At 46.4% G+C, this 25,194-nt stretch carries 21 protein-coding genes, 1 other RNA gene and 1 pseudogene; 13 read left to right on the forward strand and 10 right to left on the reverse strand.

The features are described 5' to 3' along the window. Nucleotides 1-148 precede the first annotated feature (148 nt). From recN to UNITIG_RS18355, 5 genes are all read left to right on the forward strand, one after another. Entirely contained in the window at nucleotides 149-1,810 is a 1,662-nt protein-coding gene (recN, locus tag UNITIG_RS18335) for a DNA repair protein RecN (protein WP_101759804.1), read from the forward strand. 251 nt (nucleotides 1,811-2,061) lie between these two features. Continuing rightward, nucleotides 2,062-2,814 (forward strand): SDR family NAD(P)-dependent oxidoreductase, encoded by a 753-nt coding sequence (locus tag UNITIG_RS18340; protein ID WP_101759805.1) that lies wholly within the window; start codon nucleotides 2,062-2,064, stop codon nucleotides 2,812-2,814. Nucleotides 2,815-2,830: 16 nt separating this feature from the next. Beyond that, nucleotides 2,831-3,643 carry an enoyl-CoA hydratase/isomerase family protein gene (locus tag UNITIG_RS18345; RefSeq protein ID WP_101759806.1) on the forward strand — a complete coding sequence of 271 codons (813 nt, stop codon included), beginning with the start codon at nucleotides 2,831-2,833 and terminating at the stop codon, nucleotides 3,641-3,643. A gap of 166 nt (nucleotides 3,644-3,809) precedes the next feature. Beyond that, the gene (locus UNITIG_RS18350) at nucleotides 3,810-4,208 is read left to right on the forward strand and encodes a PA2779 family protein (protein ID WP_101759807.1); all 399 of its coding nucleotides are present in this window, start codon (nucleotides 3,810-3,812) and stop codon (nucleotides 4,206-4,208) included. 28 nt (nucleotides 4,209-4,236) lie between these two features. After that, nucleotides 4,237-5,226, forward strand: coding sequence for a PA2778 family cysteine peptidase (locus UNITIG_RS18355; protein ID WP_159931210.1), 990 nt, complete (start codon nucleotides 4,237-4,239; stop codon nucleotides 5,224-5,226). A gap of 97 nt (nucleotides 5,227-5,323) precedes the next feature. On the opposite strand, the gene fur is transcribed toward UNITIG_RS18355, so the two are convergent. Next, on the reverse strand, nucleotides 5,324-5,737 hold the full coding sequence (gene fur / locus UNITIG_RS18360; RefSeq protein WP_101759809.1) for a ferric iron uptake transcriptional regulator: 414 nt from the start codon (nucleotides 5,735-5,737) through the stop codon (nucleotides 5,324-5,326). 104 nt (nucleotides 5,738-5,841) lie between these two features. Here fur and UNITIG_RS18365 point away from each other — a divergent pair, with 104 nt between their 5' ends. Continuing rightward, entirely contained in the window at nucleotides 5,842-6,213 is a 372-nt protein-coding gene (locus tag UNITIG_RS18365) for an outer membrane protein assembly factor BamE (RefSeq protein WP_101759810.1), read from the forward strand. Between the two features lie 47 nt (nucleotides 6,214-6,260). Here UNITIG_RS18365 and UNITIG_RS18370 read toward each other — a convergent pair whose 3' ends face one another. The 3 genes from UNITIG_RS18370 to UNITIG_RS18380 form a co-directional block, all read right to left on the reverse strand. Beyond that, nucleotides 6,261-6,581 carry an RnfH family protein gene (locus tag UNITIG_RS18370; protein WP_101759811.1) on the reverse strand — a complete coding sequence of 107 codons (321 nt, stop codon included), beginning with the start codon at nucleotides 6,579-6,581 and terminating at the stop codon, nucleotides 6,261-6,263. Nucleotides 6,582-6,609: 28 nt separating this feature from the next. Continuing rightward, nucleotides 6,610-7,047: a type II toxin-antitoxin system RatA family toxin gene (locus UNITIG_RS18375; protein ID WP_101759812.1), complete on the reverse strand. Its 438-nt coding sequence runs from the start codon at nucleotides 7,045-7,047 to the stop codon at nucleotides 6,610-6,612. Nucleotides 7,048-7,134: 87 nt separating this feature from the next. Next, entirely contained in the window at nucleotides 7,135-8,505 is a 1,371-nt protein-coding gene (locus tag UNITIG_RS18380) for a sodium-dependent transporter (protein ID WP_101759813.1), read from the reverse strand. Between the two features lie 189 nt (nucleotides 8,506-8,694). Between UNITIG_RS18380 and smpB the strand changes: the two genes are divergently transcribed. Next, a complete protein-coding gene (gene smpB / locus UNITIG_RS18385) occupies nucleotides 8,695-9,171 on the forward strand; it encodes an SsrA-binding protein SmpB (protein ID WP_101759814.1) in 477 nt (158 codons plus the stop codon). Between the two features lie 44 nt (nucleotides 9,172-9,215). Here smpB and UNITIG_RS25200 read toward each other — a convergent pair. The 3 genes and pseudogenes from UNITIG_RS25200 to UNITIG_RS18395 form a co-directional block, all read right to left on the reverse strand. Beyond that, nucleotides 9,216-10,747, reverse strand: a pseudogene (locus UNITIG_RS25200) (efflux RND transporter permease subunit). Further along, nucleotides 10,717-12,309: an efflux RND transporter permease subunit gene (locus UNITIG_RS25205; protein WP_200821378.1), complete on the reverse strand. Its 1,593-nt coding sequence runs from the start codon at nucleotides 12,307-12,309 to the stop codon at nucleotides 10,717-10,719. Before UNITIG_RS25205 ends, UNITIG_RS25200 begins: the two are co-directional and overlap by 31 nt. Then, nucleotides 12,306-13,463 (reverse strand): efflux RND transporter periplasmic adaptor subunit, encoded by a 1,158-nt coding sequence (locus UNITIG_RS18395; protein WP_159931211.1) that lies wholly within the window; start codon nucleotides 13,461-13,463, stop codon nucleotides 12,306-12,308. The genes UNITIG_RS25205 and UNITIG_RS18395 overlap by 4 nt, the downstream gene beginning before the upstream one ends. 118 nt (nucleotides 13,464-13,581) lie before the next feature. Between UNITIG_RS18395 and UNITIG_RS18400 the strand changes: the two genes are divergently transcribed. The 3 genes from UNITIG_RS18400 (at nucleotide 13,582) to UNITIG_RS18410 (ending at nucleotide 16,740) form a co-directional block, all read left to right on the forward strand. Next, nucleotides 13,582-14,202: a TetR/AcrR family transcriptional regulator gene (locus UNITIG_RS18400; protein ID WP_101759816.1), complete on the forward strand. Its 621-nt coding sequence runs from the start codon at nucleotides 13,582-13,584 to the stop codon at nucleotides 14,200-14,202. A gap of 270 nt (nucleotides 14,203-14,472) precedes the next feature. Continuing rightward, nucleotides 14,473-14,868, forward strand: a transfer-messenger RNA (tmRNA) gene (ssrA, locus tag UNITIG_RS18405). A gap of 474 nt (nucleotides 14,869-15,342) precedes the next feature. Further along, on the forward strand, nucleotides 15,343-16,740 hold the full coding sequence (locus UNITIG_RS18410) for a cyclodeaminase/cyclohydrolase family protein (protein ID WP_101759817.1): 1,398 nt from the start codon (nucleotides 15,343-15,345) through the stop codon (nucleotides 16,738-16,740). Between the two features lie 591 nt (nucleotides 16,741-17,331). Here the strand turns inward: UNITIG_RS18410 and UNITIG_RS18415 are convergent. Then, nucleotides 17,332-19,629, reverse strand: coding sequence for a class I SAM-dependent methyltransferase (locus tag UNITIG_RS18415; RefSeq protein ID WP_101759818.1), 2,298 nt, complete (start codon nucleotides 19,627-19,629; stop codon nucleotides 17,332-17,334). Nucleotides 19,630-20,352: 723 nt separating this feature from the next. On the opposite strand from UNITIG_RS18415, the gene UNITIG_RS18420 reads away from it, so the two are divergent. Further along, entirely contained in the window at nucleotides 20,353-21,024 is a 672-nt protein-coding gene (locus tag UNITIG_RS18420) for an OmpA family protein (protein WP_145999228.1), read from the forward strand. 143 nt (nucleotides 21,025-21,167) lie between these two features. Then, nucleotides 21,168-21,479, forward strand: coding sequence for a hypothetical protein (locus tag UNITIG_RS18425; protein WP_145999229.1), 312 nt, complete (start codon nucleotides 21,168-21,170; stop codon nucleotides 21,477-21,479). Nucleotides 21,480-21,573: 94 nt separating this feature from the next. Here the strand turns inward: UNITIG_RS18425 and UNITIG_RS18430 are convergent, their stop codons facing one another. Continuing rightward, nucleotides 21,574-22,764 (reverse strand): acyl-CoA dehydrogenase, encoded by a 1,191-nt coding sequence (locus tag UNITIG_RS18430; RefSeq protein ID WP_101759820.1) that lies wholly within the window; start codon nucleotides 22,762-22,764, stop codon nucleotides 21,574-21,576. 73 nt (nucleotides 22,765-22,837) lie between these two features. Next, nucleotides 22,838-24,415: a PQQ-dependent sugar dehydrogenase gene (locus UNITIG_RS18435; protein WP_101759821.1), complete on the reverse strand. Its 1,578-nt coding sequence runs from the start codon at nucleotides 24,413-24,415 to the stop codon at nucleotides 22,838-22,840. 313 nt (nucleotides 24,416-24,728) lie between these two features. Between UNITIG_RS18435 and UNITIG_RS18440 the strand changes: the two genes are divergently transcribed. Beyond that, nucleotides 24,729-25,151: a hypothetical protein gene (locus UNITIG_RS18440; RefSeq protein ID WP_145999230.1), complete on the forward strand. Its 423-nt coding sequence runs from the start codon at nucleotides 24,729-24,731 to the stop codon at nucleotides 25,149-25,151. Nucleotides 25,152-25,194: the final 43 nt, after the last annotated feature.

Below are 25,194 nucleotides of genomic sequence, written 5' to 3' on the forward strand. Positions count from 1 at the left end.
TCACTTTGTAGCTCTGGATTCCCGATCGGTGTCGGGAATGACGTTATTAGCATGCCCCTAGCCCAAAAAAACATTGTAAGCCCGCTAGACAAAATACTGTATATACATCCATAATACTGTACAAATAAACAGACTATGGATTAGCCCCATGTTAACCCACCTCAGCGTCAATAATTTTGCCATCGCCTCACAACTGGAGATGGAGTTCCAACGCGGTATGACCGTCATCACCGGCGAAACCGGCGCCGGTAAATCCATTATGCTCGATGCTCTGGGGCTAGCTCTGGGGGATAGAGCCGACCCTAACGTAGTGCGCCACGGCAGTGAGCGTGCTGATATCAATGCCTGTTTCGATATAGGCGCGATCAAGGAAGCCAAACGCTGGCTGCAGGAGCGAGAATTACTCGACGGTGAAGAATGTTTTCTGCGCAGGGTGATTACCAAAGAGGGCCGCTCAAGGGCCTTTATCAATGGCAGCCCAGCCACGCTACAGGATTTAAAAGCCATCGGCGGTATGTTGATCGACATTCACAACCAGCACGCGCATCAATCACTACTGAGCAAAGAGCAACAGCGACGCTTACTGGATGACTACGCTGGCTTAACCCACCAAACAGAAGAATTAAAAGTCATCGCCAAACAACACCAGCAAGCACAACAGCGACTAACGACACTGGAAACCAACCGCAGCGAACAAAGCGCCAGAGCGCAACTGTTAGGTTATCAGGTTGATGAACTGGACAGCTTAAACGTGCAAGAATCTGAACTACATGATTTAGAGCAGGAGCAAAAGCAATTAGCCCACGGCGAACAGATTCTGCAAAACTGCCAGCACACAATTGCGCTGTGCTCGGAGGGTGAATTAAATGTTATTAGTATTTTAAATCAAGCCGTGCGTTCATTATCCAGCATTCCGGTTAAAACTCAGGCACTGACCGAAGCCGAACAGCTACTCAACAGCGCACTGATCCAAACCGAAGAAGCCAGCCACGAGCTACAACATCATGTCGACGGTTTTGAATTGGATCCGGAGCGTCTGCAATATGTGGATGAACGCTTAAGCACTATCTATGAAGTGGCCCGCAAGCATCATATCAAGCCCGAACAACTGACCGAACTGCATCAACAACTTCAACAAGAATTAACCAGCATTAGCGGCAGTAATGAAGAAATTGACCAGCTTAAGCAGCAGCTCCAGACGCTGGACAAAGATTATCGCCAGCAAGCAGAAGTCATCAGCAAAAAACGCAAAACAGCGGCCAAAAAACTGCAGAAGCAAGTCGAACAACAGCTACAGCAACTGGCCATGGCTAATTGCCAGCTGACAATTCTACTCACCGCAAAAACCGATAACATCCCTCACCAAAATGGCAATGAGGACGTCGCGTTTCTGGTCAGCACCAACCCCGGGCAGGCACCACAGCCTCTGGCTAAAATCGCCTCTGGCGGTGAACTATCCCGTATCAGTTTAGCCATTCAAGTGATCACCGCTAAAACCAGCGCCATCCCCACCATGGTATTTGATGAAGTTGATGTCGGCATTGGCGGTGCTGTGGCTGAAGTGGTGGGCAACTTATTACAAGAGTTAGGCGAACAGGGTCAGGTTCTCTGTGTCACCCATCAAGCCCAGGTCGCCTCCAAAGGTCATCACCATTTGTATGTCAGCAAAACCGCCAGTAAAAACAGTGTCAGTACACAACTGAAAAAACTGAACGATGACAATAAAGTAGAAGAAATTGCCCGCATGCTGGGAGGCATTGCCATCACCGATCAATCACTGGCGCATGCCAAGGCGATGTTGGCGCACTAGCCTGTATCGTCTACACAATTAGAGTATTGGCAGACATAGATCATTCAGGGGCAAACACTTCGGCACACGCTGAAGATGGCCCCTGCACATTTTGATCAATCTATTTGGCCCTTCTCACCCTTTTCTGTTGAAATTTAGCCGTGCTAATGTGGTCACCTACACGGGCAATTCGCATCATCATGCACTGCAAACCAGCAATAAACCTTCGCAGTTTATGCCCATCCCTGACTTCATTGAGCGGCGTAATCATCATGTTTAATTTTGAAAATAAAGTAGTACTGATCACCGGCGGCAGCCGCGGCTTGGGTAAAGCAATGTCGGAAGGCTTCGCGCTTGCTGGCGCGAAGGTGGTTATTGCCAGCCGCAAGCTGGAATCCTGTCAGGCCTTGGCTGCTGACATCATCAATCAAGGTGGCGACGCACTAGCGGTGGCTGCCAACACCGGTAACACCGACGATCTTGATCGGCTGGTAGAGACGGCCATTAATCATTATGGCCGAGTTGATATTGTTATTAATAATGCCGGCATCAATATCGCCATGGGCGCGCTTACCGATCAAACGCCTGCCGCTTTTGACAAAATGTATCAGGTTAATCAGCGCGGCCCCTGGTATCTCGCTACCAAGTTAGCACCCTATATGGCTGAAAATGGCGGCGGTGCCATTATCAACATACTGTCGGTAGCCGGGCTGAGACCTCCTGCATTTATGGGATTTTATGCCGCCACTAAAGCCGCTCTGGAAGCCTTAACCAAAGTGATGGCACAAGAATGGGCGCCGATGAATATTCGCGTTAACGCCATCGCACCTGGCAGCTATCATTCTGATTTGACCGATGGGGTTATCGACGCCATACCGGGCATGGAAGACGGCATGCTGGAAGCTAACCTGATCAAACGTATTGCCGATAGCAAAGAAATTCTCAACCCGGTGTTTTATCTCGCTGGGGAATCCTATACAACAGGCATTACCCTCACCGCTGATGGCGGCATGTTGGCAAAATAACCTATAGGACAACACCATGACCCAAGTAGTGCAGCAAAAAATCAACAACGATATTCTTGAAATCAAACTTAATCGGCCTGAGGTGATGAATGCTATATCCCCGCAGATGCTGGATGAACTCATCGACGCCTTTCAACAAGCGCAGCTCGATCGTAGCGTTAGGGTGATTATTGTTACCGGCGAAGGCAAAGGCTTCTGTGCCGGAGCCGACCTCACCACACAATCCGGCCCGGGTTCTATCCAAGGCACAGAAGGCATGAGCCAACTGGGGTTTGTCTATAAATATCAGGAGCGCATTGCTGAAGCCGCACTCGCTATTCACGAATGTGACAAGCCGGTTATTGCTGCGATTAACGGCGCCGCAGTAGGCGGAGGCTTGGCTTTTGCGTTGGCCTGCGATCTGCGGGTGGCAGCCAAAGGCGCAAAATTTGGCTCAGTGTTTATCAAAACCGGGCTCTCATCCTGCGACATCGGCGTAAGCTATTTTCTGCCTAAATTGATCAACCCCACCAAGGCCATGGAGCTGATGCTAACGGGACGTATTTTTAAAGCCGAGGAAGCCGATCAACTAGGGCTGCTCAACGCATTGGTTGAACCTGAGCAACTAAGGGAAAAAGCCATCGAATACGCTAGCGCAATTGCTGAAAACTCGGAATATGGCGTCTGGATGACCAAGAAAGGATTTTGGAACAATATCAATGCGCCCAGCTTACGTCATGCCATGGAAATCGAAAACCGCACCCAGGCCCTTGGTTACTTCACCGGCTGCATGGAAGAAATGATGGCGGCCTTCAGCGAGGGCCGCACACCCAAGTGGCGGCCACTATAAATACGATAATTAACAAACTTCAGGGTAACCCCCAGCTAAAGCTGAAGAAATCATCAGAAAAATAACAACCACCGATAATGTTCAATATCCAAAAAAATAATTTGATAGCTATTACACGGCAGATATCGGAAACTTATTACATCGCCCACTAACAGGAGACTACATAATGAATCGCTTATTCAATAGCAAAGGTCTGAAAAAAGTATTGGCAACTGTCATAGTCATAACCGGAATGCTTGCCGCTTATGCACAAGCAGGCATGATCCCCACTACCACTATCATTCACTCAGATAACATGCAATACAACCAGCAGAGCCTGCAATCTGCACTGGCTTCTGTTGAACTAAAACAACAATTACAAGAGATGGGTGTCGATACCGATCAATTAAATGATCGCATTGCGAGTTTAACGCCGGCAGAAATTCAGCAACTTAACACCCAGCTTGAGCAACAACCAGCAGGCGGGATTGTAGGTGTGCTACTAACGATTTTTATTGTTTTCGTTATTACCGATATGCTTTGTGCCACTGATGTATTTACCTTTGTAAAATGTATTAATAAGTAAAAATTTCATGCTTTTCGCTGCTAATACTTTGAGTAAAGCTGCAAGAAAAATAATACTAGCCAGCCTATTTCTGTTAACGGCTTGCACCAGCAACCTCTGGTATCAAATCCCGGAGGTTGCGAAACTCGATTCATCCCGGCAACTCGACAACATCCCCTTTTTCCCTCAAATTGAAGATCAGTGCGGTCCCGCTTCTTTAGCCACTATGCTGGCGGTGCAGGGAATTGACGCCAGCCCGGAGCAATTGCGCAGCAAAATTTACATCCCGGGCAAAGAAGGTACAGTCACTACTGAAATTGTGGCTCGTTCCAGAAGATATGGGTTGCTGCCGTACCCTTTACGTCCGGAACTTATCGATGTACTCACTGAGATTAATGCCGGTAACCCAGTGCTAGTCATGCAAAATCTTGCCTACAACTGGCTACCACGTTGGCATTTTAGTGTGGCCATAGGCTACGACCTCAACCAGCAAACAATCAGCTTGCGCTCTGGAAAAGAAAAAGCTCACGAGGTCGACTTTGACTTGTTTGTTAGAACCTGGCAACGGGCTGACTCATGGGCGTTGGTAATACTCCGCCCGGAAAGGCTACCGGCAACTGCCGAGGCTAAGACCATGATCAGCGCTGCCAATGAACTGGAGCAGGTGGGTGAAACAAAAGCAGCTTTGGCAGTTTATCAAGCCATACTTGCGCAGTGGCCCGATCATCCAGTTGCTCAGTTCGGCGCAGGAAACGCGGCTTATTCGCTAGCTGATTACCGAACAGCAGAACAGTATTTTTCGGCCTATGTAACACTGCGACCCAGCGCTGTCGAGGGCTGGAATAATTTGGCTCACACCTTATTTCAAACAGGTTGTGTGATTCAAGCCAAAACAGCCATCAACTGCGGGTTAAGGATTCAACCGGAGAATATTATTCTAATTGAAAGTCAGCAGGAGATAACTCAGACTAAAAGCAGTTTAACCAAAGACGACTGCCGGCCCATAAACTGTTCACAAAATGACTTAAGCAAGCTTTAACACCGGCAGCAAACTTTCTCAACGCCTAATATAGAACCAAATAGCAAAAAGGCCGTACGAAAGACGGCCTTTAAACTATAGATTAATTAAATTGCTGCTATTTCTTTGGTTTCACGTACAACACCAAACTGTGATCGACAATCTCATAACCATGCTCAGAAGCCAGCTCGTGCTGACGACGCTCAATAACAGGGTCCAGAAACTCAATCACCTGATTAGTTTCCAAACACACCATATGATCATGATGATCGCCTTTGGCCATTTCAAATACCGAGTGACCCCCTTCAAAATTATGACGTACTACCAAACCCGCCGTTTCAAACTGGGTCAATACTCTATAAACCGTGGCCAAGCCCACATCATCACCGGCTTCTAGCAACGCTTTATAGACATCTTCAGCACTGAGATGGTGTTCGTTCTCTTCAGCCTGTTCCATTAACTGTAAGATTTTTACCCGCGGTAACGTGACTTTAAGCCCCGCTTTACGCAATTCCTGATTTTCCATGGTCATAACGACGGATCTCTGATTTTAGTGCTAGCTCAAGCCGGCTAGCCCTTAGCGTTCATGATTGGTTTGAGGTATTATCCACGTCCCGGTTATCGAGTGGAACCCAAATGCAAAAATTTATTCTTATCCTCACCTTAGCAGCATTAAGTGCCTGTAGCACCCTGCAATTCCCAGGGGTTTACAAAATCGCTATTGAGCAGGGCAATGTGGTGAATCAGGAAATGATTGACCAGCTAAAACCCGGCATGTCCAAAGACCAGGTGGAATATATTATGGGCAGCCCGCTGGTAAAAGACACCTTCAATGTCGATCGCTGGGACTACGTTTATTATATAAAACGCGGCAACGATACTCGTGAGCAATACCGCATGGCTATTTTCTTCAAAGATGGCAATTTAAATTATTTTACTGGCGATTTTCTGCCATCAGCCACCGACCAACAAGCGGCCACCGATGCTGACGACGACAGCGAAAGCTAAATAAGCTCAGCAACAGCGGAAACATCCCATCCCGCTTCACTTTCACCTTAATGCGTTTTATCGGCAGCTTTTTCAGCTTTAACCTTAGCAGCCCTGACCTTCCGTACTTCTTTGGGATCAGCAATCAGGGGGCGGTAGATTTCCACTCGATCGTTAGCTGATAGTACTTCTTTTTTCGGATTGGCTACTGCCTTGCCAAAAACCCCCATTTTAGCCGTGGCTAAATCCAGCTCTGGAAACTGTTTAACAATACCGGACTGCTCCGCCGCATCAAAAACGGTGGTGCCTTCAGCCACTTCCAAAGCAATAATTTGCTGCTTATTTGGCAGTGCATAACACACTTCTACCTTAATCTTGATATCACTCATACCAGTTTGCACTCTCGATCTGTTCGTTCTAATTATTTTGATGCAGATGGTGTGCACGTTTCACCAGCGCATCCACCAAATTATCCGCCATGGGATTAAATAGAGCCTTGGCAGCCACAGCTAATACGCGACTCGATAAAGAGAAGCTTAATTGCAGACTAATTTTACAAGCTTCGTCGCTCAAAGCCAGTACCGTCCACACCCCTGAAAACTCGGAAAAGGGGCCATTGACCAACTCCATCGCCACCGTATGGGGCGCCTGCAAACGGTTACGGGTAGTAAAGCTGTATTGCAACCCCGCTTTCGATAAATCCAATCGAGCTTCCATATGCTGCTCGTCCCGGGACAAGATTTCGGCTCCGACACAACCATCCATAAACTGCGGGTACGCTGCTACATCATTAATTAAGTCATACACTTCTACCGCCGGATAGGGCAGTAAAGCACTGCGACTAATCTCAGTCATATCAGCTTTTACCTATAGATGAAGTGATGAATATAGCGGTAATTGAGCATAAGTACGCTCTAATCAACATGGACGACAGCGACACCCTCATTGGGATAATAACGCCTTCGATAAAGTCCAGACAAATACCAGCAACACGCTGGGCGCAGCAATATACCTTAAAAGCCAATACCAAAGCGCAAATACTTTATCGCTCTCCACATACAATTCATCCCGCAGCACTTCTATACGCATCCGCCAACCTACGAAAAATGCAATTAAACAACCGCCAACGGGCAATAATATATTCGCGGTTAAAAAATCCAGCAAACCAAATACAGACAAACCCAATAGTTGAATATGCTGCAATGCGCTAAAGGAAAATATCGTCACCAAGCCCAGCGACCATACGAGTAGAGTAACTACTACCGCAGCGGCTGGACGCCACCAACCAAACCGTTCCGATAACCAGACAATCGCTGGCTCTAGTAAAGCCACCCCGGACACAATAGCGGTCAGTGACACCATCAAAAAAAACAAACCGCCAAAATAATTTCCGTATAGCATATTTCCAAAACCATAGGGCATGGCCACAAACATCAAGCCTGGGCCCATAGCCGGTGCCATATTTAAACTGAATACCAAAGGGAAAATAGCCAGCCCCGCTAGCAATGACACCAACACATCTACAGTAACGGCGATACCCACCATCCGGGTAATAGACCGTTTGTCAGGCACGTAAGCGCCGTAGGTCATCATCGCTCCAACACCAATAGTTAAGGTAAAAAAAGCATGTCCCAACGCTTTTAACCACAGCTGCGCGGTCATCACCGAAAAATCCGTTGCAAACAAAAAATCTACCGCGGCATAAAAATCACCTACCTGATAGCTGTAAATCACTAAGGCGATTAGCAATATAAAAAGTAACGGCACTAAAAAACGCGCAACACCACCAAGTCCCTTTCGGACTCCGGCGATCGCAATAAATAACAGCAGGATTAAGTACAATGATTGCCACTGCATTAACACCAAAGGAGATGCTAATAGCTGATTAAAACTATCTCCTGCCAATTGCGCACTACCGGCGATAAATTCACCCGTAACGAGTTTGCCAACATACGCAAAGCTCCAGCCAGCAATAACCGCGTAATACGACAACACCAACAGCGCTGCGATAGGACCCAGCCAACCAATGATCTGCCAGCCGCGAGACACCCCCGCTTCTAAACTTAAAGACTCCATCGCAGTTACAGTGTTAGCACGACCACGGCTGCCCAATACAACTTCTGCCACCATGATCGGCATAGCTACCAGTAACGTGCACACTAAATAGGCCAGCACAAAAGCTGCGCCACCATTTTCACCAGCAAGGTAAGAAAACTTCCATAGATTGCCCAGACCCAAGGTGGCGCCAATGGTCGCCGCCACAAAGGACCAGCTTCTGCGCCAGCCGCGGCGCTTGGAATCGTAAAAACTCATGTGTTAATTCTATTCATTATGCTCAATTGGTTGGTAGCCGCCCCGTGCAATCACTCAACGCAGCAGTCTGGCTAAAAACTGAACGACTCACTACCCACTCCACGAAGAAAAGCAGGACCGTAAAATATCGCAGACTTTTTAACCCAGAACCATGCCCATTACCAGCCACTACCGCTATAATGCGCGGCTATGTCTAAAAAGAAACCAAAAACCTCCAGCAATACGATCGCGCAGAACAAAAAAGCGCGACACGATTATCACCTTGAAGATAAATTTGAGGCGGGCGTGGCTTTACAAGGCTGGGAAGTCAAAAGCTTGCGTATGGGCAAGGTTCAAATTACTGATTGCTATGTGATGATGCATAAGGGCGAAGCGTTTTTACATGGCGCGCATATCTCGCCACTCAATACCGTTTCTACCCATTTTGTCACCGACCCCAACCGCAACCGCAAGTTATTGCTTAATAAACGGGAACTGGCCAAGCTGTTGGTGGCTATTTCACAAGATGGTCACACCGTAGTGTGCACATCGTTGTACTGGAAAAATCATTTAGTGAAAGCAGAAGTCTGTATTGCCAAAGGTAAGCAGCAACATGATAAGCGCCAAACTGAAAAAGAACGAGACTGGGACAAACAAAAGCAGCGTGTCGTTCGCCAGCATAACTAGGTCGTTAGTTGCTGGCTCCCCACCGCCTGAATCGGCCCCAACAATTAAGCCGCCGCTAGCGCTACTTCGGTTAATTCAAACCGGCGTTTTCTAGTCATTAAATAAAACACCACTGGCACAAAATAAAACGACAGGATAGTGGTTAACACAGTACCGCCAGCAATTACGACCGCAAACGGAGGCCAGAATCCTCCCCCAGCTAAAATCAATGGTAAGAAGCCCATCACGGTAGTTATTGTCGTCGATAAGATATGACGACTACACCGCACTACACCCAATACAATTGCCTGCTGATTGCCAGCGACAGCATCCGGATCAGATTTTAATTCAGCTAGAATAACGATCGCGGCATTAATGGCCAAACCAATCAACCCCATCAGGCCGACAATGGAAGTAAAACCAAAAGGCGCCCCGACAGCGACAACGCCAACATCCCCAAACCAGCAGCCTGGATAGCGATCAGAAAAATAACCACACTTAAGCGAAATGAATTAAACGACATCACGATGGCTACTACCAACAACACAAAAATCAAACCCATGCTGCCCATTAGCTGGCTAATTGCCTCGGAGCGCTCCGCATCCTCACCCCCTACTTCCAGGTGATAGCCTGACGGCAGCGCTAGCTCGCTTTGCGCTAACAATTTTTTAATTCGTGCTAATACTACTGCCGGTAATTGTCCATCCCGAAGATAAACCTGCACGGTGTTAACTCGCTCACCATCACGTCTTGAAATCACCCCTAGCTCAGGGCGAATATCCACTTCACCGAGAGCGGAATAGGGTACAGGACGACTAAACGAACCGCCTTCAGGTACTAAAAACCAACTATGTGCCGCGCCTAAGCTAATCTGTTTTTGGCCGCCCGCCTTTACTCTTACCGGCAAAGATTGCGTCCCTTCCAACACTGAACCTGTCACTTCACCATCGACTACTCGATGCAACTGTGAAGCAACATCCCTCAGCCCAAGCTGTGCTTTTAGCGCCTGGTTTTCATTAACCTGCAACCATATTTTAGGCACAGCCTCAGACAAACTATTACGCACATGCACAACATCTTCAACGGCCAACACATCAGATCGCAACTGATCGCCAAGCGTTTTGAGAACATCTAAATCCGGACCAAGCAAACGCAATTCTACCGGCGCACCGAAAGGCGGCCCTTGCTCCAAACGCCGAATAATAATTTGTGCTTCTGGAAATTTTTCATCCAACCGCCGCTGCATCACTGCAACCATATTATTGGCGATACTAAAATTATCAGCGGTCAGCATCGCCTGTGCATAATACTGCGAATTATCATTCCCTTGTTTCAGATTGTAGTAATACAGTGGTGCATTGCGGCCCACGAACCAATGTAAACTTTTTAGCCCAGGCTGCTTATTAAATTCCTCACTCACTTTTTTGGTTAATGCCACCGTTTTTTCAATACTGGAAGCCGCAGGTAGATAAACTTCCAGGCTAAGCATATCCCGATCCGAAGGCGGGAAAAATTGCTCAGGTAAAGTCGAACCGATACCAAAACCCATCAGCGGCAACACTAGCACTAACAACAATACCGGTAATGGTCGCGCCATCCCCAGTTAATTGATGCTTTGAATTTTTCTGATAATTGCGGTGCATCCAGACCATCTTGCCACCAACCTGTGCGACGATGTTTGGTTAAAAACCTTCCCGCCAAGCCCGCCACAATACAGTGAGAAATAAGATAAGAACCCAATAGAGAAAAAATAACAGTAATACCGATCGCACCGACAAATTCACTGGCGCTACCCGGCATAACAATGATGGGCATAAACGCCAGCATGGTGGTTAACGTACTCCCCAATAAAGGCAACCACAAATGTTTTACCGCATACTGCGTGGCCTGCAAACCACTCATACCCTCCTGTTTTTTGCGGTTGACTGTATCGGTCATTACTATAGCGTTATCCACCATAATACCTAACGCAACTATTAAGCCGGTAACCGACATTTGATGGATTGGCAGACCAGTAAAGTTCATGCACGCTAGCGCAAATAAAACCGTTAACGGCAACGCAGCCGCCACTACAATGGCTGACCGCCAACCCAAAGTGACTAATAGCACCACCACAATCAGACAAAAACCTATAATAATATTGCCGATAAGCTCACTTAAGCGTGCAGTGGTATAGCGCTCCTGATCAAAAATAACCTCCAATGCAACATTCGCAGGCAATCGCTGACGAAACGCCTCTAATTCAGCCTGCACCGCCAGTGACCATAAATCACTGCGTTGATCGGGTTGCATCCGCACCCCTATCGTGACCGCAGCACGGCCATTGACGATAGCTATTTCACTGTGCGGTAATTTCGGCTGACGTTTTATTTGCGCCACATCGCCCAATAAAATAGCACTACCATCCGCCATTTGCCGCAAGGGTATACGGCGTATACGCTCTAGCGAATCCAGCGCACCTTCAACCTCCACCGCCACTCGCATATGCGAATTATGAATCTCGCCAGCCGTATTTTTTGCGTCCGCTCGATAAACCTGTTCACCAATATAATGTGGTGCCAGACCTAACGCAGCCGCTCTGCCGCTATCCACAGCTACTACAATTTCTTCCCGTGGCTGGCCTTGAATATCGACAAAATCAATACCTGGCAATCGCCGAACCCTGCTCTCCAACTCTTCCGCATAGCGCCCCAGAATCATCACGTCCGGTTCGGTATCAACATGTGCCCAGGTTAACGCGACAATCGTTGTGAAAGGATAAGATCGACGCTCTTCCGCCAGCGGCTTGCTCGCTTCCACCGGTAACATCGACTGTGATTTTTCCAATTTATCGCGTAACTCTGACCACACAGCTTCAGTTTGAGACCTAGCTACTTCATCAACCAATGTCACCGACATGGATGAAAAACCTGCACTGGAACGCGAATCAATATGGCTGACTTCAGGCATTTCTCTAATCAGGTTTTCCAACGGCTCAGTCACCAATGCTTCTACTCGCTCAGCACTGGCTCCGGGAAATTCGGTCATAACAATAGCGTGACGATTGGCGGGGCGAGGATCTTCATTCCGGGGTAAATCATTTAACGCAGCCAACCCAGCAACAATAATGAGCGCTATAATCAGTGCAAACGCACGCGGGTTGGTTAACAAACTATTCATGGTTCAAGAACCTTAGCGTTCTCGTTAGTACTCACTGCAACACTATCCATCAGCACATCGGTAAAAGGCTCAATTCTGACCAACAGATCAGGCGCAACTCGATGCAAGCCAGTCGCGACTACTTGCTCGCCATCTTTTACCGCGCCACTGACAAAGGCCTTGCCCTGATCCATATACAAAACATCAATGCTACGCGCTTCTATCCGAAACAAACTATCATCTGCTGGCACCAGCGCATAGACATTCCACATCCCCCTAACACCACCGCTCAGGGCTGTTTCTGGTAACCAAAAACCTTGTTGCTTTAGTACTTCCGACAAAGCGACATACACGACTTCGCCATCTGCCACAGCGCTACCGTTAGGGAGTAACGCTCGTAATGTAGCGGTATTGGTAACTGTGTCCACATTGCGCACCAATGCCAATACTGTCGCCTCTACTGGCTCACCTTTAATCAGCGCTGTTACTTTATCGCCAACTGTCAATGCCGCTAATAAATCGGCGGGGACGCCAACACGAACTTCATTATTGCCACGCTCCAGCAACTGCAAAATGCCCATACCAGGGCTAACTGCAGTACCAATATCACCCAGTCGACGACTAATCTCACCACTGTAAGGTGCTAACAGCGTTTGTTTTTCTAGCTGGGTTTGAGTGGATTCTAATAACGCCTGCTGACGCTTCAAGCGCGCGTCCAACGACGACAGCTCAGACTGCAATTGATCAATCCGCTGCTGTGCCGCTAAACCTTTGGTATTGAGCTCAAACTGACGCTGCAAATCTAACTGGGCTAGTTTTTTGCTGGCCACCAAATCTTCCGCCTCTGCTGCAATTACCCGTAATTGGGTTTCCAGCAATCGGCTATCCAGCCGTGCCAGCACCTGACCCGCCACCACGCTATCACCCTCATCCACCAGCACCTTTTCGATAGTGCCTGCAACTTCAAAACCAAGGGTAGCCCGCTGCCCAGCCTCCGCATGCCCGACAAAATGGCGCAGTACCTGGTAATCCGACCGACTAACCACCGTCAAGGCACTGACTTTGTGGTAATAGGGCTCGGGGCTACTGACACCATATTCACAAGCAGGCAGCACCAGCAATATCAAGGTAAACAGACCCAAACGAGTCAATAACAATGGAAATGTGGGACGCACAATCCGGATCCTCCTGAGGAATATGCTTAAAGAATGGCAAAACTATCAAAAATAGACTGGACGGTCTAGTTTAATTTTTATTACACTAGTTAAAATTTTTCTTGGAGCCACCCCCACAGTGGAAAACCCCATCCGCAACCGCGGCAAAAGTGAACAGAAACGCCAGCAAATACTCGATGCCGCCTGCAACCTATTTTTGAAAGAGGGTTTTGAAGGGGTTAGCATGGATGCCGTGGCAAAAAGTGCCGATGTTTCAAAGCAGACGGTCTATAGCCATTTTGGCAATAAAGAAGAGTTATTTTCTGCGTCGGTTGAATTTGAATGTGATAAGCATGAGATCAATGATCAACTATTCGACCCGGAGCGCCCCGTCGAGCAAGTACTGTTAGAGCTCGCGACGCATTTCACCGATTTATTACTGAGCGAGCAAGCCATCCGCCTGCACCGAATTTGCGTCGCCAGTACGGATCAGCGCTCCACCATCGCAGAACTCTTCTGGAGCGCAGGCCCGGTCAAGCTTAAAGCGCGCCTGTCCCACTACTTAAAGCAACAAGTTGAACGCGGCACATTGAGTATTCCCAATATTGATTTTGCCGCACAGCAATTAATTTTCATGCTAAAGGGCGAATATCACCACCGCCGCATCTTTGGCCTCAGCGATGGCAAACCAGAAGCTGAACTACCCGCCTACTTACAAAGCTGCGTCACTCTATTTCTGAGCGCCTACGCCAAGAAATAGTTTTTAGCTCTATAAATAAAGGGATTTTTAATCATAATCGCTCTAACCAGAAGATTGTATTCCCATTAATCTGTGCCATTATTTAATTGGTCCAAGTGACCACAATTGCCTTCAATGAGAGAAGGCCAGGGGACCGGGAGGAGCGCAATACTCCCCCCGCGCCCCAATATTTACTTTAACAACATCTCCATTTCCTCCCCCAACAATTCCCCAAATCATCCTGAGCAATTTCTCGCAGTTAGTGTAGAATAGTCACGTTACACAGTTTTCGGGGCCGATTTGGATTCGACGCCGGTTACAAAACTTATGTGTGCATGCCGTGATGGTAGCCAATCACGTTAATCCAAAGCTGCAAACTATTAGTTGCCAACGATGACAACTACGGTGCACAACTAGCTGCGTAAGTAGCTCTTTGTAGTACCATCTAGTGGATGCGTCCGCTAGCGGACTTTAGCAAGGTGCCAGTACCGCGCTACCGTCTGTCACTCAGAACTGGATCGCTGTGAAGCCGCGCCTGAGGCGGATCTGCTAAATTTTAATCAGGATCGCCAAACTCGTCCTGCCCGTCGGGCTGAATGCGGTTAAATTTAATTGACGGAATCTAAGCATGTAGAGCGCTAAGCAGCGGACTGACGGACGCGGGTTCAATTCCCGCCGGCTCCACCAAATAAAAAAGCCCATCCAGTTTTCACCGGATGGGCTTTTTTATTTGGTCGACCAACTGGTATTGAGGCATATCGCCCGGGTTCAGCCGTAGAGAGCGCAGCGAACGAAGACGACGCCCGAACGGGCGGTCCCGAAGGGATTCGTAGCTTTAGCTACGAACAATTCCCGCCGGTGATCTCGCAGCACCCACCAGCCAGCCTTTCCAAGGTGGGGCCTTTTTTGTATTGGTCGACCAACAGGTAGCGAGTCATAAGTTTAAACCCGGAGTAAGTGGTTAAAAAATATTCCCTCCGGCACCTTTATTTACTGAGGGCTTGATCTGGCGCATTTGAAAGCACCGCGCTAAAGCACGCTTTAAATTGTTTGTTAACAGCCCATTGGTAGTTTAGTTATCCTATGAACTCTGCCATAATTGACTAATATTTGACCCACTTATAACCACTTCCTATGTAGGCATGTATTACAAAATATTTTATGGATAGAAATTTACTTGATACTAAAACCACATCTGAGCTGCTGGATATGTTCGGTGCTGGTGAGCATAAACCTGGTTCAGGTAGTGCTGCAGCATTACAAGGTATGCTATCTGCTCAACTGATACTTACGGTCATCAGCCTTACAATTGACCCCAAGCGCCATGATGCATACAAACACTGTGTCGAAAAGACTAAAGAGGCGGCTGAGGATATTAGAAGTCGTATCTATCCGACGCTTCAACGTCTATTTCTCGAAGATTCTGCATTATTTGATAAGGTAATCAAACTACGTGTACAGCGCGATGCTGAAAAAAACCCTATTAAAAAGCAGCAATTTGACGATGAAGCAACTGCTGCACTAACCCCTGCGACAGAGATTCCTGTTGAGATTGCTGAACTATGCGCAGAGCTTGCTGTTTATGGGGTTTTTATTTTTGATAATGGTTTTAAATCTGCTCGTGGCGATGCCAGCGTCGCAATGAATGGGGCTGTTTCAGCAATAGCTGGCTGCCTATCGATTATTGATCTCAACCTACTAAAGTTTGAGCCATCTGATTGGTCAGCGAACATATCTACACAAGCCAAACTGTTGCGAACCAAGTACGAAACTTTATCTGCCAAGTCATTTGCTGGGCTCGATGACCTTAGTGGCGAGCTTACTAAAAATATTGATTTTTATAGTAGAGCCAATGCTTTTAAGACTCCGCAAGCATTATCTTCTGATAAAGAGATTGAAGACTATACCATTTATTTACAGCGCTTTATGTGGGTATACCGTAAGAAGATTTGGGGAAAAGACGCACCCAAATTGCCCTTAGAGATGTTAAAGCCGGAACTTGCCATCCGATTTATTGGCTATAATTTCCAAGAAATGGTCACACTCGGGCAACATGTAGACAAGGGCATCACATTTGATGTTGCGGGGATAATTCACAACCCTGAGAAGAGCATCTCTATTTCTGAGCAATTCCCCTTGGAATACCGTAATTTTACAGCCGCACACGAGCTTGGGCATGCCTTAATGCATGAACAAAATGTCTTGCACAGGGATAGACCGTTAGACGGCTCAAATAACTCACCCCAAAAAGATAACATCGAGTATCAAGCTGACAAATTTGCAACATACTTCTTAATGCCTGAAAAACAGGTAAGAAGAGCATTTGAAACAATGTACCTAACTAGCCTTTTCGAGATCAGTGACCTGAGAGTAAATTTAGCACTAGCTAAGGATGCGGACAAACTTCGTAATGCTAGCAACATTAGAGACCTTTCAATAATACTAACCTCCCTCGAATATTATAATGGCAAGCCGAGATCATCTTTGGCCAAGCTGTTCAATGTATCCACTACAGCTATGGCTAGAAGGCTTGAAGAATTAGACCTTGTTCGCTTTTAAAGTTTTATCAGCCTGAGAGCTACTACAAAGCCAACAACTGACTTTTGCACATTGCACCACCCATACAAGAACAATACGCAACACTCGACCAAGCACGCTTCAACACACCCATAACGCCGCTAGCAAGCCCGTATTAAAGCCGCATAGGTCGTACAATCTGGTCGTACAATGTATAAACAAATGTACGACTACAACTCCACCAATTTTATACTTTACCCTTTAAAAACAATAACTTAAAAACTGTACTTTTCAGCCAATTGTACGTGTACGTATCCCGCCGGCTCCACCAATACAAAACCCCAACCCGAAAGGGCGGGTTTTTTTTATTGGTCGATCCACTGGCGTAGAGGCATATCGCCGGGCTCTGGCCAAAGCACTTGTTACACTCGCGGGCCACTCTGAGCCGGAACGAACAACGCTCGCAGAGACGACGCCTGAACAGGCGGTCCCGCAGGGATTCGTAGCTTTAGCTACGAACAATTCCCGCTGGCACTACCCATGCTCGAGAGCCCCCATCAATCCGATAATAGAACCTATTAATCAAGCGTCCTAAAAATAACACTCGCCTGTTACAAACATGCCAAAACACCCTTATATTTTTTTCACCCAAAACTCATACATATTACCGAAAGTATATGGATTTTGAAGTTCAAAGTCGTGCCACCGTGATAACGAAACCAACGAATTCTTTTCCTGATTAAGTTCTTTAAAGTTACTCATCGTATGGTTGTTATTAATTTCAAAACCAAGAAACTGAAGACCAAGATCCTTTAAAATTAATTCAATTTCTGGCAATGTAAACTGATGTTCCTGAACATGAAAAAGTAAATCCCGACAATCACTGAGACTAAAAAAATCTTCGGACCCTACAAGAGAATCCACCTCCGAACCTGGCTTCCTCGACATGGTGATTAGTTCCTGCCTGAACTGGCGGATATTCTCGCGAGACGCGTCGTAACCCAATTCAGAAATCATCTCGCGTGCTGCGATAACCTGACGTCTTGCAATTTTACTGTACAAACCTATTTTCATAATGCCGCCTTTCCGCAATAAGTCTACCAATACCTGCCACCCCACCAAAGGTTCCTTTAAATGGTGTAATACGCCCCTGCATTCAATAAGGTCAAAGTCTCTCCCGCAACTACCCAATTCAAGTATATCCCCTTGCATGTATTCAATATTATTGAATTGCAGCTCCTTGGTTTTTCTTAACGCATAAGAAAGGCTACTCAAACTTAGATCAACTGCCAGAATATGGGAATCAGCGTATCGGGAAGCGGCCTGGAGAGCTTGATGACCAGTGCCACACCCTGCAATCAAAATCCTGGGTTGTGCGGGCGATTTATAATTACTGAGATCAATCGCATATACCTTAAGCGCTTGCGCCACAGCTTTAGGCTCATCACCTAGCCCTGCCTTCGTCCAACGCGGATAGGGGTTATCCTCATATTGATCACGAACTGCCATCGATGTCACATTCTCAACGGTTGTCATTGAAGGCAATGTAGGCCGAATAGCCTGTTCTTCCAGCGGCTCTGAAATCTGACTTTTAATTACTTCCAGAAATTTATTTGGCCAGCTGAATTCAAGTAAACTTTTTGCCCAGGAGAAAGTATAAAGCGGGCGGTAACACCCTAAAATGGCAATTAATACAGGTGGGATAGGTCGTTTTTCCTCGAGGAAACGTTCTACTTCTCCTATTATTTTGTTTACGGCAAACGTTTCCTGTGGAGTTTCGATATAAACATATTCATTGATAAAACATTGATGCGCCAGGCTAATGCAGAACAACAGCCTATTCGGGTCATCAGTTCTTTCATCCCAGGAATTTATGATGGCGGAACGCATTCCGCTAAGCATCATTTCACCGTCCAAATTCTGGTTAGGCGATAATTCTAATATTTTTAAAAAAAGTGGTATTTGAGTTAATTGCGTAATGGCTTCTTGCAGATTATTTTCTAAATCATCTGTACGTGCAAACTCAAGAACCGAGATAAAGTTTGGGTGCTGAAACAACATGTTTGTTATTGTCCCCATAACACGCTTTGGCAAAACTATGGGCTGGTCAAGCATGCGCAAAAACAATTGTTCTAAATCCTGGTGATATGAGTCTATTGTGATTTTTTCAACACATAAAGCTAGAGAATTCCAATATGTACTCTTATTTGGCTCAATAGTAACCGCGTGCTGCAATTCAAAAAAAGCAAGCTCATACTTACCCGCATCCATTTGGGCCGTACCAAGGTTGTAGTAAGCATTTGCAAAATCAGGTTTAAGTTCAATAGCCTTTTTATGACTGACAATAGCTTCTTCCAATTTATTCTGAAATTGAAGAACAGCACCAAGATTAGTATATGCCTCCGCAAATTTCGGTTTTATTGCAATAGCTTTTTTGTAGCTGGTAACCGCTGCATCCAGATCACCTTGTTCTTGTCGAACATTACCAAGATTATAGTATGCCCCAAAATGATCAGCTTTAAGTGCAATGGTTTTTTGGTAGCTGGCAGCTGCAGCTTTTAACTTACCTTGCTTTTGCAAAACTGTGCCCAGACTGTTGTGCACTTTTATAAAATCAGGTTTTATTGAAATAACTCTTTGGAAACTGGAGACCGCCGAATCCAACTCCCCGCGCGCTTTAAAAACATTTCCAAGACTATAATGTGCATCGACATAGTCAGGATTTAAAGCAACAGCTTTTTTATAACTGTTAACCGCCTCTTCTAACTTACCTGTTTCTTGCAAAGCGACCCCAAGAAAATATAACACCAGAGGATTCTTGGCATTTAATTTCAGAGCTTTCTGGTAACTGAGTATTGCTTGAGCCAATTGGCCTGATTGCTGTAACGCTATTCCCTGCTGCATCGCTTCTAATGATTTATCAATTACCATGGCGCCAGTTTTCCTATTTATTGTTATATTTATACACTCTATCAGGAAAACAAAAATATGATCAAGAACTTAGCCCCCCGATCAGCGCTGACAGGACAGGATAAATAAGGCGATCTAATCCCCAAACGCTCACCTGAGGGTAAGACAGTCAAACCATGTCCCTACTTATTTTGCCCTTTTCATAGTTCAGCCCGGCACGTGAGGTAATTGGAATTTTATTCACTGAAGAATGACTTTCTTCTAATTCAACTCAACACTCTGGCGCTGCCATTAAAGCGTCAACGAGTTACCTGTAGCAGCGCTCTAAAACTTTATTTCCCGCCATCCCCACAATACGCCCAATCAATAATGGCTGTTTTTTAGTCGATGCTACAGGTATTGAGGGCTAGGCCGATTCAGCCGGAGCAAGTGAAGGATTACGGAGACAACGCCCCAATTTATTGAAATACATGAATGACTAGTTGAGTCTATTCATAATATAAATGGGAACTAACCTGGTAGTAGGTGGATCAATCAATAGTATGACGGCCTTTTTTAATTGTAATAATATAGTCAACCGTAACCCCGTGTCTTCCCACGATGATCAGTAATAAAACTGCATTGGCTATGACCGCTAATAGACTAAAAAATCAATCCGGGAAGCAATAGCAAAAACGGTTGTATCTTATTGCTTCTATTGCATTAATATATCCCCCCAACATAAATCACCAGAGAGTCCTAACCATGATAAAACGATTATTTTTACCTACAATCATCTGCTTGATATTACCTGCCTGTACTACTTTTGATGCATATACAGGCGAGGAGAAAGTCAGCAAAACCGCAGTAGGGGCAGGAATTGGTGCCAGTATTGCCGCTGTAGTTGCCTACATCGACAACAAGGATGAAGACAGCCGCAAACGCAACCAGCGCATTCTTGCTGCAGCAGGAGGCGGCGCGGCAATTGGTGGAGGTATTGGTTTCTATATGGATAACCAGGAAGCCAAATTGCGCAAGCAACTGCGTAATTCCGGTGTCAGCGTGGTACGCGAAGGTAATAATATTAACCTGGTGATGCCAGGCAATATCACTTTTGCCACTGATAGCGGCGCTATCAAATCCAATTTTTATGAAATACTGGATTCAGTCGCAATTGTTCTTAACGAATTTAACAAAACCCGTGTAGTAGTCTCAGGCCATACTGACAGCACTGGTGCTGATAGTTATAACCAAACCTTATCTGAACAGCGTGCCCGCTCTGTGGCAGATTATTTAAGATCCCAGAAGGTATTGCCTGACCGACTTGACGCTATTGGCTTTGGCAAGAGACAGCCTATAGCCGACAATGGCACATCTAGCGGCCGCCAACTGAATCGGCGGGTTGAAATCACCTTGGTGCCAATTGCTGGAGCGTAAAAAGCGTCTAATTGATCTGCGCTCCATCGAACGCGCTGATAGCTGTCTCCACCAGCCTATATTGCCACTGGTAAAATTTTTTGAACCGTTTTGCCAGTGGCACCGACAGAGCTTATGAAACCCAGAGCTTATCGGAGAACGCTATGACTACCGTAACCACCACTTCCAAATCCAGCACACTAACACAAGGTATCATCGTTGCTATGCTGATGACTCTCGCCAGCTCAGCCCACAGTGCGGGCTACATCAAATTTGATGGCGTCGATGGTGAAACCAAAACGAAGCCAGTACCGCAACGCGTCGATAGTAAAAACAAACCTCAACCGGCATCGCTACTACTACCCGCTGTCCAACAAGTACGGGAAGCGGCCTCCAGCAAGCCAAAAACCAGAGACAATGGTCACAGCGCTGGTGACGAACATGAAATAACATACGATATTGCCGCTGGCGTATAGCTGCAAGCAAAGCGAGCAACACATTTCCATCAAGCTGTTTGTGTAGACAAACAGCTTTCAATTATTGCCTCTTAAATTCCACCGGCAATCGTTATTAAAATGCCTGCAAACCAGTTTGTGCTCGCCCCAATATTAATGCGTGTATATCGTGCGTTCCTTCATAGGTGTTAACTGCTTCCAGATTTAATAGATGACGTATGACATGAAACTCATCGGCAATGCCATTACCGCCGTGCATATCACGAGCCATACGTGCAATATCCAGCGACTTACCGCAATTATTGCGCTTCAGCATTGACACAATTTCAGGCGCCGCTTTACCTTCATCAATTAATCGGCCCAGACGTAAACAAGCCTGCAAGCCCAAGGTAATTTCCGTTTGCATATCCACCAGTTTTTTCTGAATTAACTGGGTTGCTGCCAACGGGCGACCAAACTGCTTGCGATCCATAGTATATTGCCGCGCCGCCAACCAGCAAAACTCTGCGGCCCCCAGACTCCCCCAGGCAATGCCGTAACGCGCCCGATTCAAACAACCAAAAGGACCACGCAAACCTTTGACGCCGGGCAAAAGATTCTCATCGGGGACCAGCACGTTATCCATTATGATTTCACCGGTAATAGACGCACGCAAAGAAAACTTCCCTTCGATTTTAGGTGCCGTCAATCCCTGCATACCTTTTTCAAGGATAAAACCGCGAATCACACCATCATCGTCTTTGGCCCATACCACAAAGACATCGGCTATCGGTGAGTTAGTAATCCATACTTTTGCACCCGACAAACGGTAACCACCATCTACTTTTTTCGCACGGGTAATCATTCCACCAGGGTCAGAACCATGATCAGGTTCAGTCAATCCAAAACACCCTACCCACTCACCCGTAATCAACTTAGGCAAATATTTTTGCCGCTGCTGTTCATTGCCATAGGCATAGATAGGGTATATCACCAGACTGGACTGAACACTCATCGCTGAACGATAGCCTGAATCCACGCTTTCAACTTCACGAGCAATGAGTCCATAACTGACATAGTTCAAGCCTGCACCGCCATAGGTGTCAGGAATAGTTGCCCCCAATAAACCCAAAGCTCCCATCTCATTCATGATATCGCGATCAAAACTTTCATTGCGATGCGCCAGCAGCACTCGTGGCATTAACTCGCGCTGACAATATTCCCGAGCGGTCGCTTTAATCATGCGCTCTTCTTCGGTCAGTTGCTCATCCAGCAATAATGGCGACTCCCAGTTAAACTGACCTTCTACTTTTGCGATTTCTGACATTGCCACCTGCCTCTTCAATTAACCAAAATCAATCTTGCTGAAAAGATACTACACAACCTGTAAAAAGCCGCTGTCACTTGACCGCTTCAACCTGCAAAATTTTAGACCCCGCCTTAAGCTCCAGCAACAAATAAAGCTCTCCCTTCGGACCTAATTCAATATCACGAAACCGTGCCAGATCATCAATAATTTTTTCACGATGAATAACTTTATTATCGTTTAGCTCCAACAACCATAAATCAGCAGCCCGCAGTGTCCCTAACAAAATAGTATTTTTCCACTGCGGAAATTCTTCTCCGGTGTAAAAAATAAAACTCGACAAAGCGGGCGACGGCGTCATATCGACTACGGGAAAAATAGCTTGTTCCGGTTTTAAATGGATACCGGTTTTTTTCGCGCCATCCACTGGAAACCCTGTGTAATTTACTCCATTCGTAAAAATTGGCCAGCCATAGTTTCCGCCTTTGACCAGACGATTTAATTCGTCGCCACCGCGCGGCCCCATTTCGGTACTCCACATTTCTCCAGTGGCCGGATTAAACTCAAGCCCCTGCACACTGCGATGACCATACGTCCAGATAGCTTTGACAGCCTGCGATTTTTTTAAAAAAGGATTATCTACAGGAATACGACCATCATCATGTAGACGCATAATTTTTCCGTAGGGGTAACGCAAATCCTGGGTGCCGTCATAATCCATTGGTCCCTTCATGCCAATACTAAAATACACAAAACCCTTATCATCAAACGCAATCCGGCCACCGGCTGAGAGATCGGTAGTGTCAGTATAGGTATTAATATCTGCTTGCCACAATATTTGCTGATCAACCCACTGCCCGTCTTTGATACGGCCCCGTACCAAGCGGTTCATTGAGACAGGCCTACCCGCCTGACGGGCAAACGCATTGCAATCGCTACAACGATCGCCATGCTGCAAATAAATCCAGCCATTATTTTTATAATCAGGATGCAGCGCCACATCCATCATCCAACCCAAACCATTAACCTGCCCCAGGAATTGCCCGGCATCATCGTAAGCAGGTGGTGCACCTTTGATCAGCGGCGACTGTAGACCACTGGTTGAAATAATACTAAGACCTCGCATCCGCTCACTCAATAAAATACGGCCATCGGGCAGTGGCGCAATCGAGAACGGCAGTGCAGCCAAGCCCTCAGCAATTAAGGTATAACGAAATTGATGCCGCTCCGTTTTGATAGTGGCCGCGCTAAGTTGAAATTCAATAGTGGCTTTTTTATCAAGAATGGTCGTGCCTTGCCGCTGTTCGGCGACGTACAAAGCCAGATTCTGAATTTTCGTTTCTTTCAGTACATCAGCCCAAGCCGGCATCCCGGTCGTGGGGTAGCCATTGCGAATACTGACTGCCAACGCTTCAGTGCTGTCACCATGACGTAATGTTACTCCAACCAAAGCCGGCCCTAAGCCAGTACCTGCTAAATCTTCGCCGTGACAGGACGCGCAATTTTTATTAAATAGACTGATAAAGCTATCTTTCATTTCGAGCTGGCTCATTTTCTCCCAATTAATCTTAAGCGGTTTAAACCCCAGCTCCGGGACTGCTTCAGCACTGACAGCGGCGCTGTTAAATAACACGCTGCACGTCATTAAATAAGCTATCAATAGTTGAGGCATGAGTAATCCTGACGAATTAATAAAAAATGTTAATTGTGATGCTGGCTATGACTACAAACTCTGGCACACTATACCCAAGTTAACAGCGGTTTCGTTAATCAAGATAAATTAAGATCGCTTGGCTTGTACCATCAAACCAATGCTACCAATAACACTTAATCTACGATGATAACTTATGCTTCAATTTAATTTATCCAAGCGTCTTGCTACAGACCTGTCGATGCATATCCCGAAAAAAATCAACATCCAAACCAAACCCTCGATGATTTGGTACGGCCACCAGATCACTATCACACGCCGTAAATGTGTCATCATGATGGAAAAAGAAAGCCGATATGCGATGGTTTTTTGTGGGTTAACACAGGCCGAATTCAAGAGGTTTCCAAGCCTATTTCAAGAGCGGCTGTGGCAGGAAGCATTACAAGTTTGCAACCATTTCACCGAAAAACAGTACGCGCTGTTATCCGATACGCTTTTGTCGATTGCCAATCAACAGCAATTTATTATTGGACACGATAGATCGGTCAATGCTCATATTAACCAAGTTACCGAGCTGCTGGAAATTTTGGTGACTTACCAGGAGCATCCTTTACCCACAAACAGACATGACGCCTTTAACTTTGGCCTGCGAGCTAACAAAATGTTGCGCAAACGCCAGCTGGATAAGGACTACTTTGTGCCACAGGAAAAGTTTGTAGCTGTATGCCAGCAGTTAATAGCACTATCACCCCCCTAAAAGGGCAAACCATTGCGTCCCAAAACAGCACCGACAACCGTGT

Source organism: Oceanicoccus sp. KOV_DT_Chl (genome assembly GCF_900120175.1).
In the GTDB taxonomy this organism is placed as follows: Bacteria; Pseudomonadota; Gammaproteobacteria; order Pseudomonadales; family Dasaniaceae; genus Oceanicoccus.

What these genes read in the sequence shown, in the direction of transcription:
- recN (WP_101759804.1), top strand. Translation starts at nt 149, where the DNA reads ATGTTAACCCACCTCAGCGTCAATAATTTTGCCATCGCCTCACAACTG.
- UNITIG_RS18340 (WP_101759805.1), top strand. Translation starts at nt 2,062, where the DNA reads ATGTTTAATTTTGAAAATAAAGTAGTACTGATCACCGGCGGCAGCCGC.
- UNITIG_RS18345 (WP_101759806.1), top strand. Translation starts at nt 2,831, where the DNA reads ATGACCCAAGTAGTGCAGCAAAAAATCAACAACGATATTCTTGAAATC.
- UNITIG_RS18350 (WP_101759807.1), top strand. Translation starts at nt 3,810, where the DNA reads ATGAATCGCTTATTCAATAGCAAAGGTCTGAAAAAAGTATTGGCAACT.
- fur (WP_101759809.1), bottom strand. Translation starts at nt 5,737, where the DNA reads ATGACCATGGAAAATCAGGAATTGCGTAAAGCGGGGCTTAAAGTCACG.
- UNITIG_RS18365 (WP_101759810.1), top strand. Translation starts at nt 5,842, where the DNA reads ATGCAAAAATTTATTCTTATCCTCACCTTAGCAGCATTAAGTGCCTGT.
- UNITIG_RS18370 (WP_101759811.1), bottom strand. Translation starts at nt 6,581, where the DNA reads ATGAGTGATATCAAGATTAAGGTAGAAGTGTGTTATGCACTGCCAAAT.
- UNITIG_RS18375 (WP_101759812.1), bottom strand. Translation starts at nt 7,047, where the DNA reads ATGACTGAGATTAGTCGCAGTGCTTTACTGCCCTATCCGGCGGTAGAA.
- UNITIG_RS18380 (WP_101759813.1), bottom strand. Translation starts at nt 8,505, where the DNA reads ATGAGTTTTTACGATTCCAAGCGCCGCGGCTGGCGCAGAAGCTGGTCC.
- smpB (WP_101759814.1), top strand. Translation starts at nt 8,695, where the DNA reads ATGTCTAAAAAGAAACCAAAAACCTCCAGCAATACGATCGCGCAGAAC.
- UNITIG_RS25205 (WP_200821378.1), bottom strand. Translation starts at nt 12,309, where the DNA reads ATGAATAGTTTGTTAACCAACCCGCGTGCGTTTGCACTGATTATAGCG.
- UNITIG_RS18410 (WP_101759817.1), top strand. Translation starts at nt 15,343, where the DNA reads ATGGATAGAAATTTACTTGATACTAAAACCACATCTGAGCTGCTGGAT.
- UNITIG_RS18415 (WP_101759818.1), bottom strand. Translation starts at nt 19,629, where the DNA reads ATGGTAATTGATAAATCATTAGAAGCGATGCAGCAGGGAATAGCGTTA.
- UNITIG_RS18420 (WP_145999228.1), top strand. Translation starts at nt 20,353, where the DNA reads ATGATAAAACGATTATTTTTACCTACAATCATCTGCTTGATATTACCT.
- UNITIG_RS18425 (WP_145999229.1), top strand. Translation starts at nt 21,168, where the DNA reads ATGACTACCGTAACCACCACTTCCAAATCCAGCACACTAACACAAGGT.
- UNITIG_RS18430 (WP_101759820.1), bottom strand. Translation starts at nt 22,764, where the DNA reads ATGTCAGAAATCGCAAAAGTAGAAGGTCAGTTTAACTGGGAGTCGCCA.
- UNITIG_RS18435 (WP_101759821.1), bottom strand. Translation starts at nt 24,415, where the DNA reads ATGCCTCAACTATTGATAGCTTATTTAATGACGTGCAGCGTGTTATTT.
- UNITIG_RS18440 (WP_145999230.1), top strand. Translation starts at nt 24,729, where the DNA reads ATGATGGAAAAAGAAAGCCGATATGCGATGGTTTTTTGTGGGTTAACA.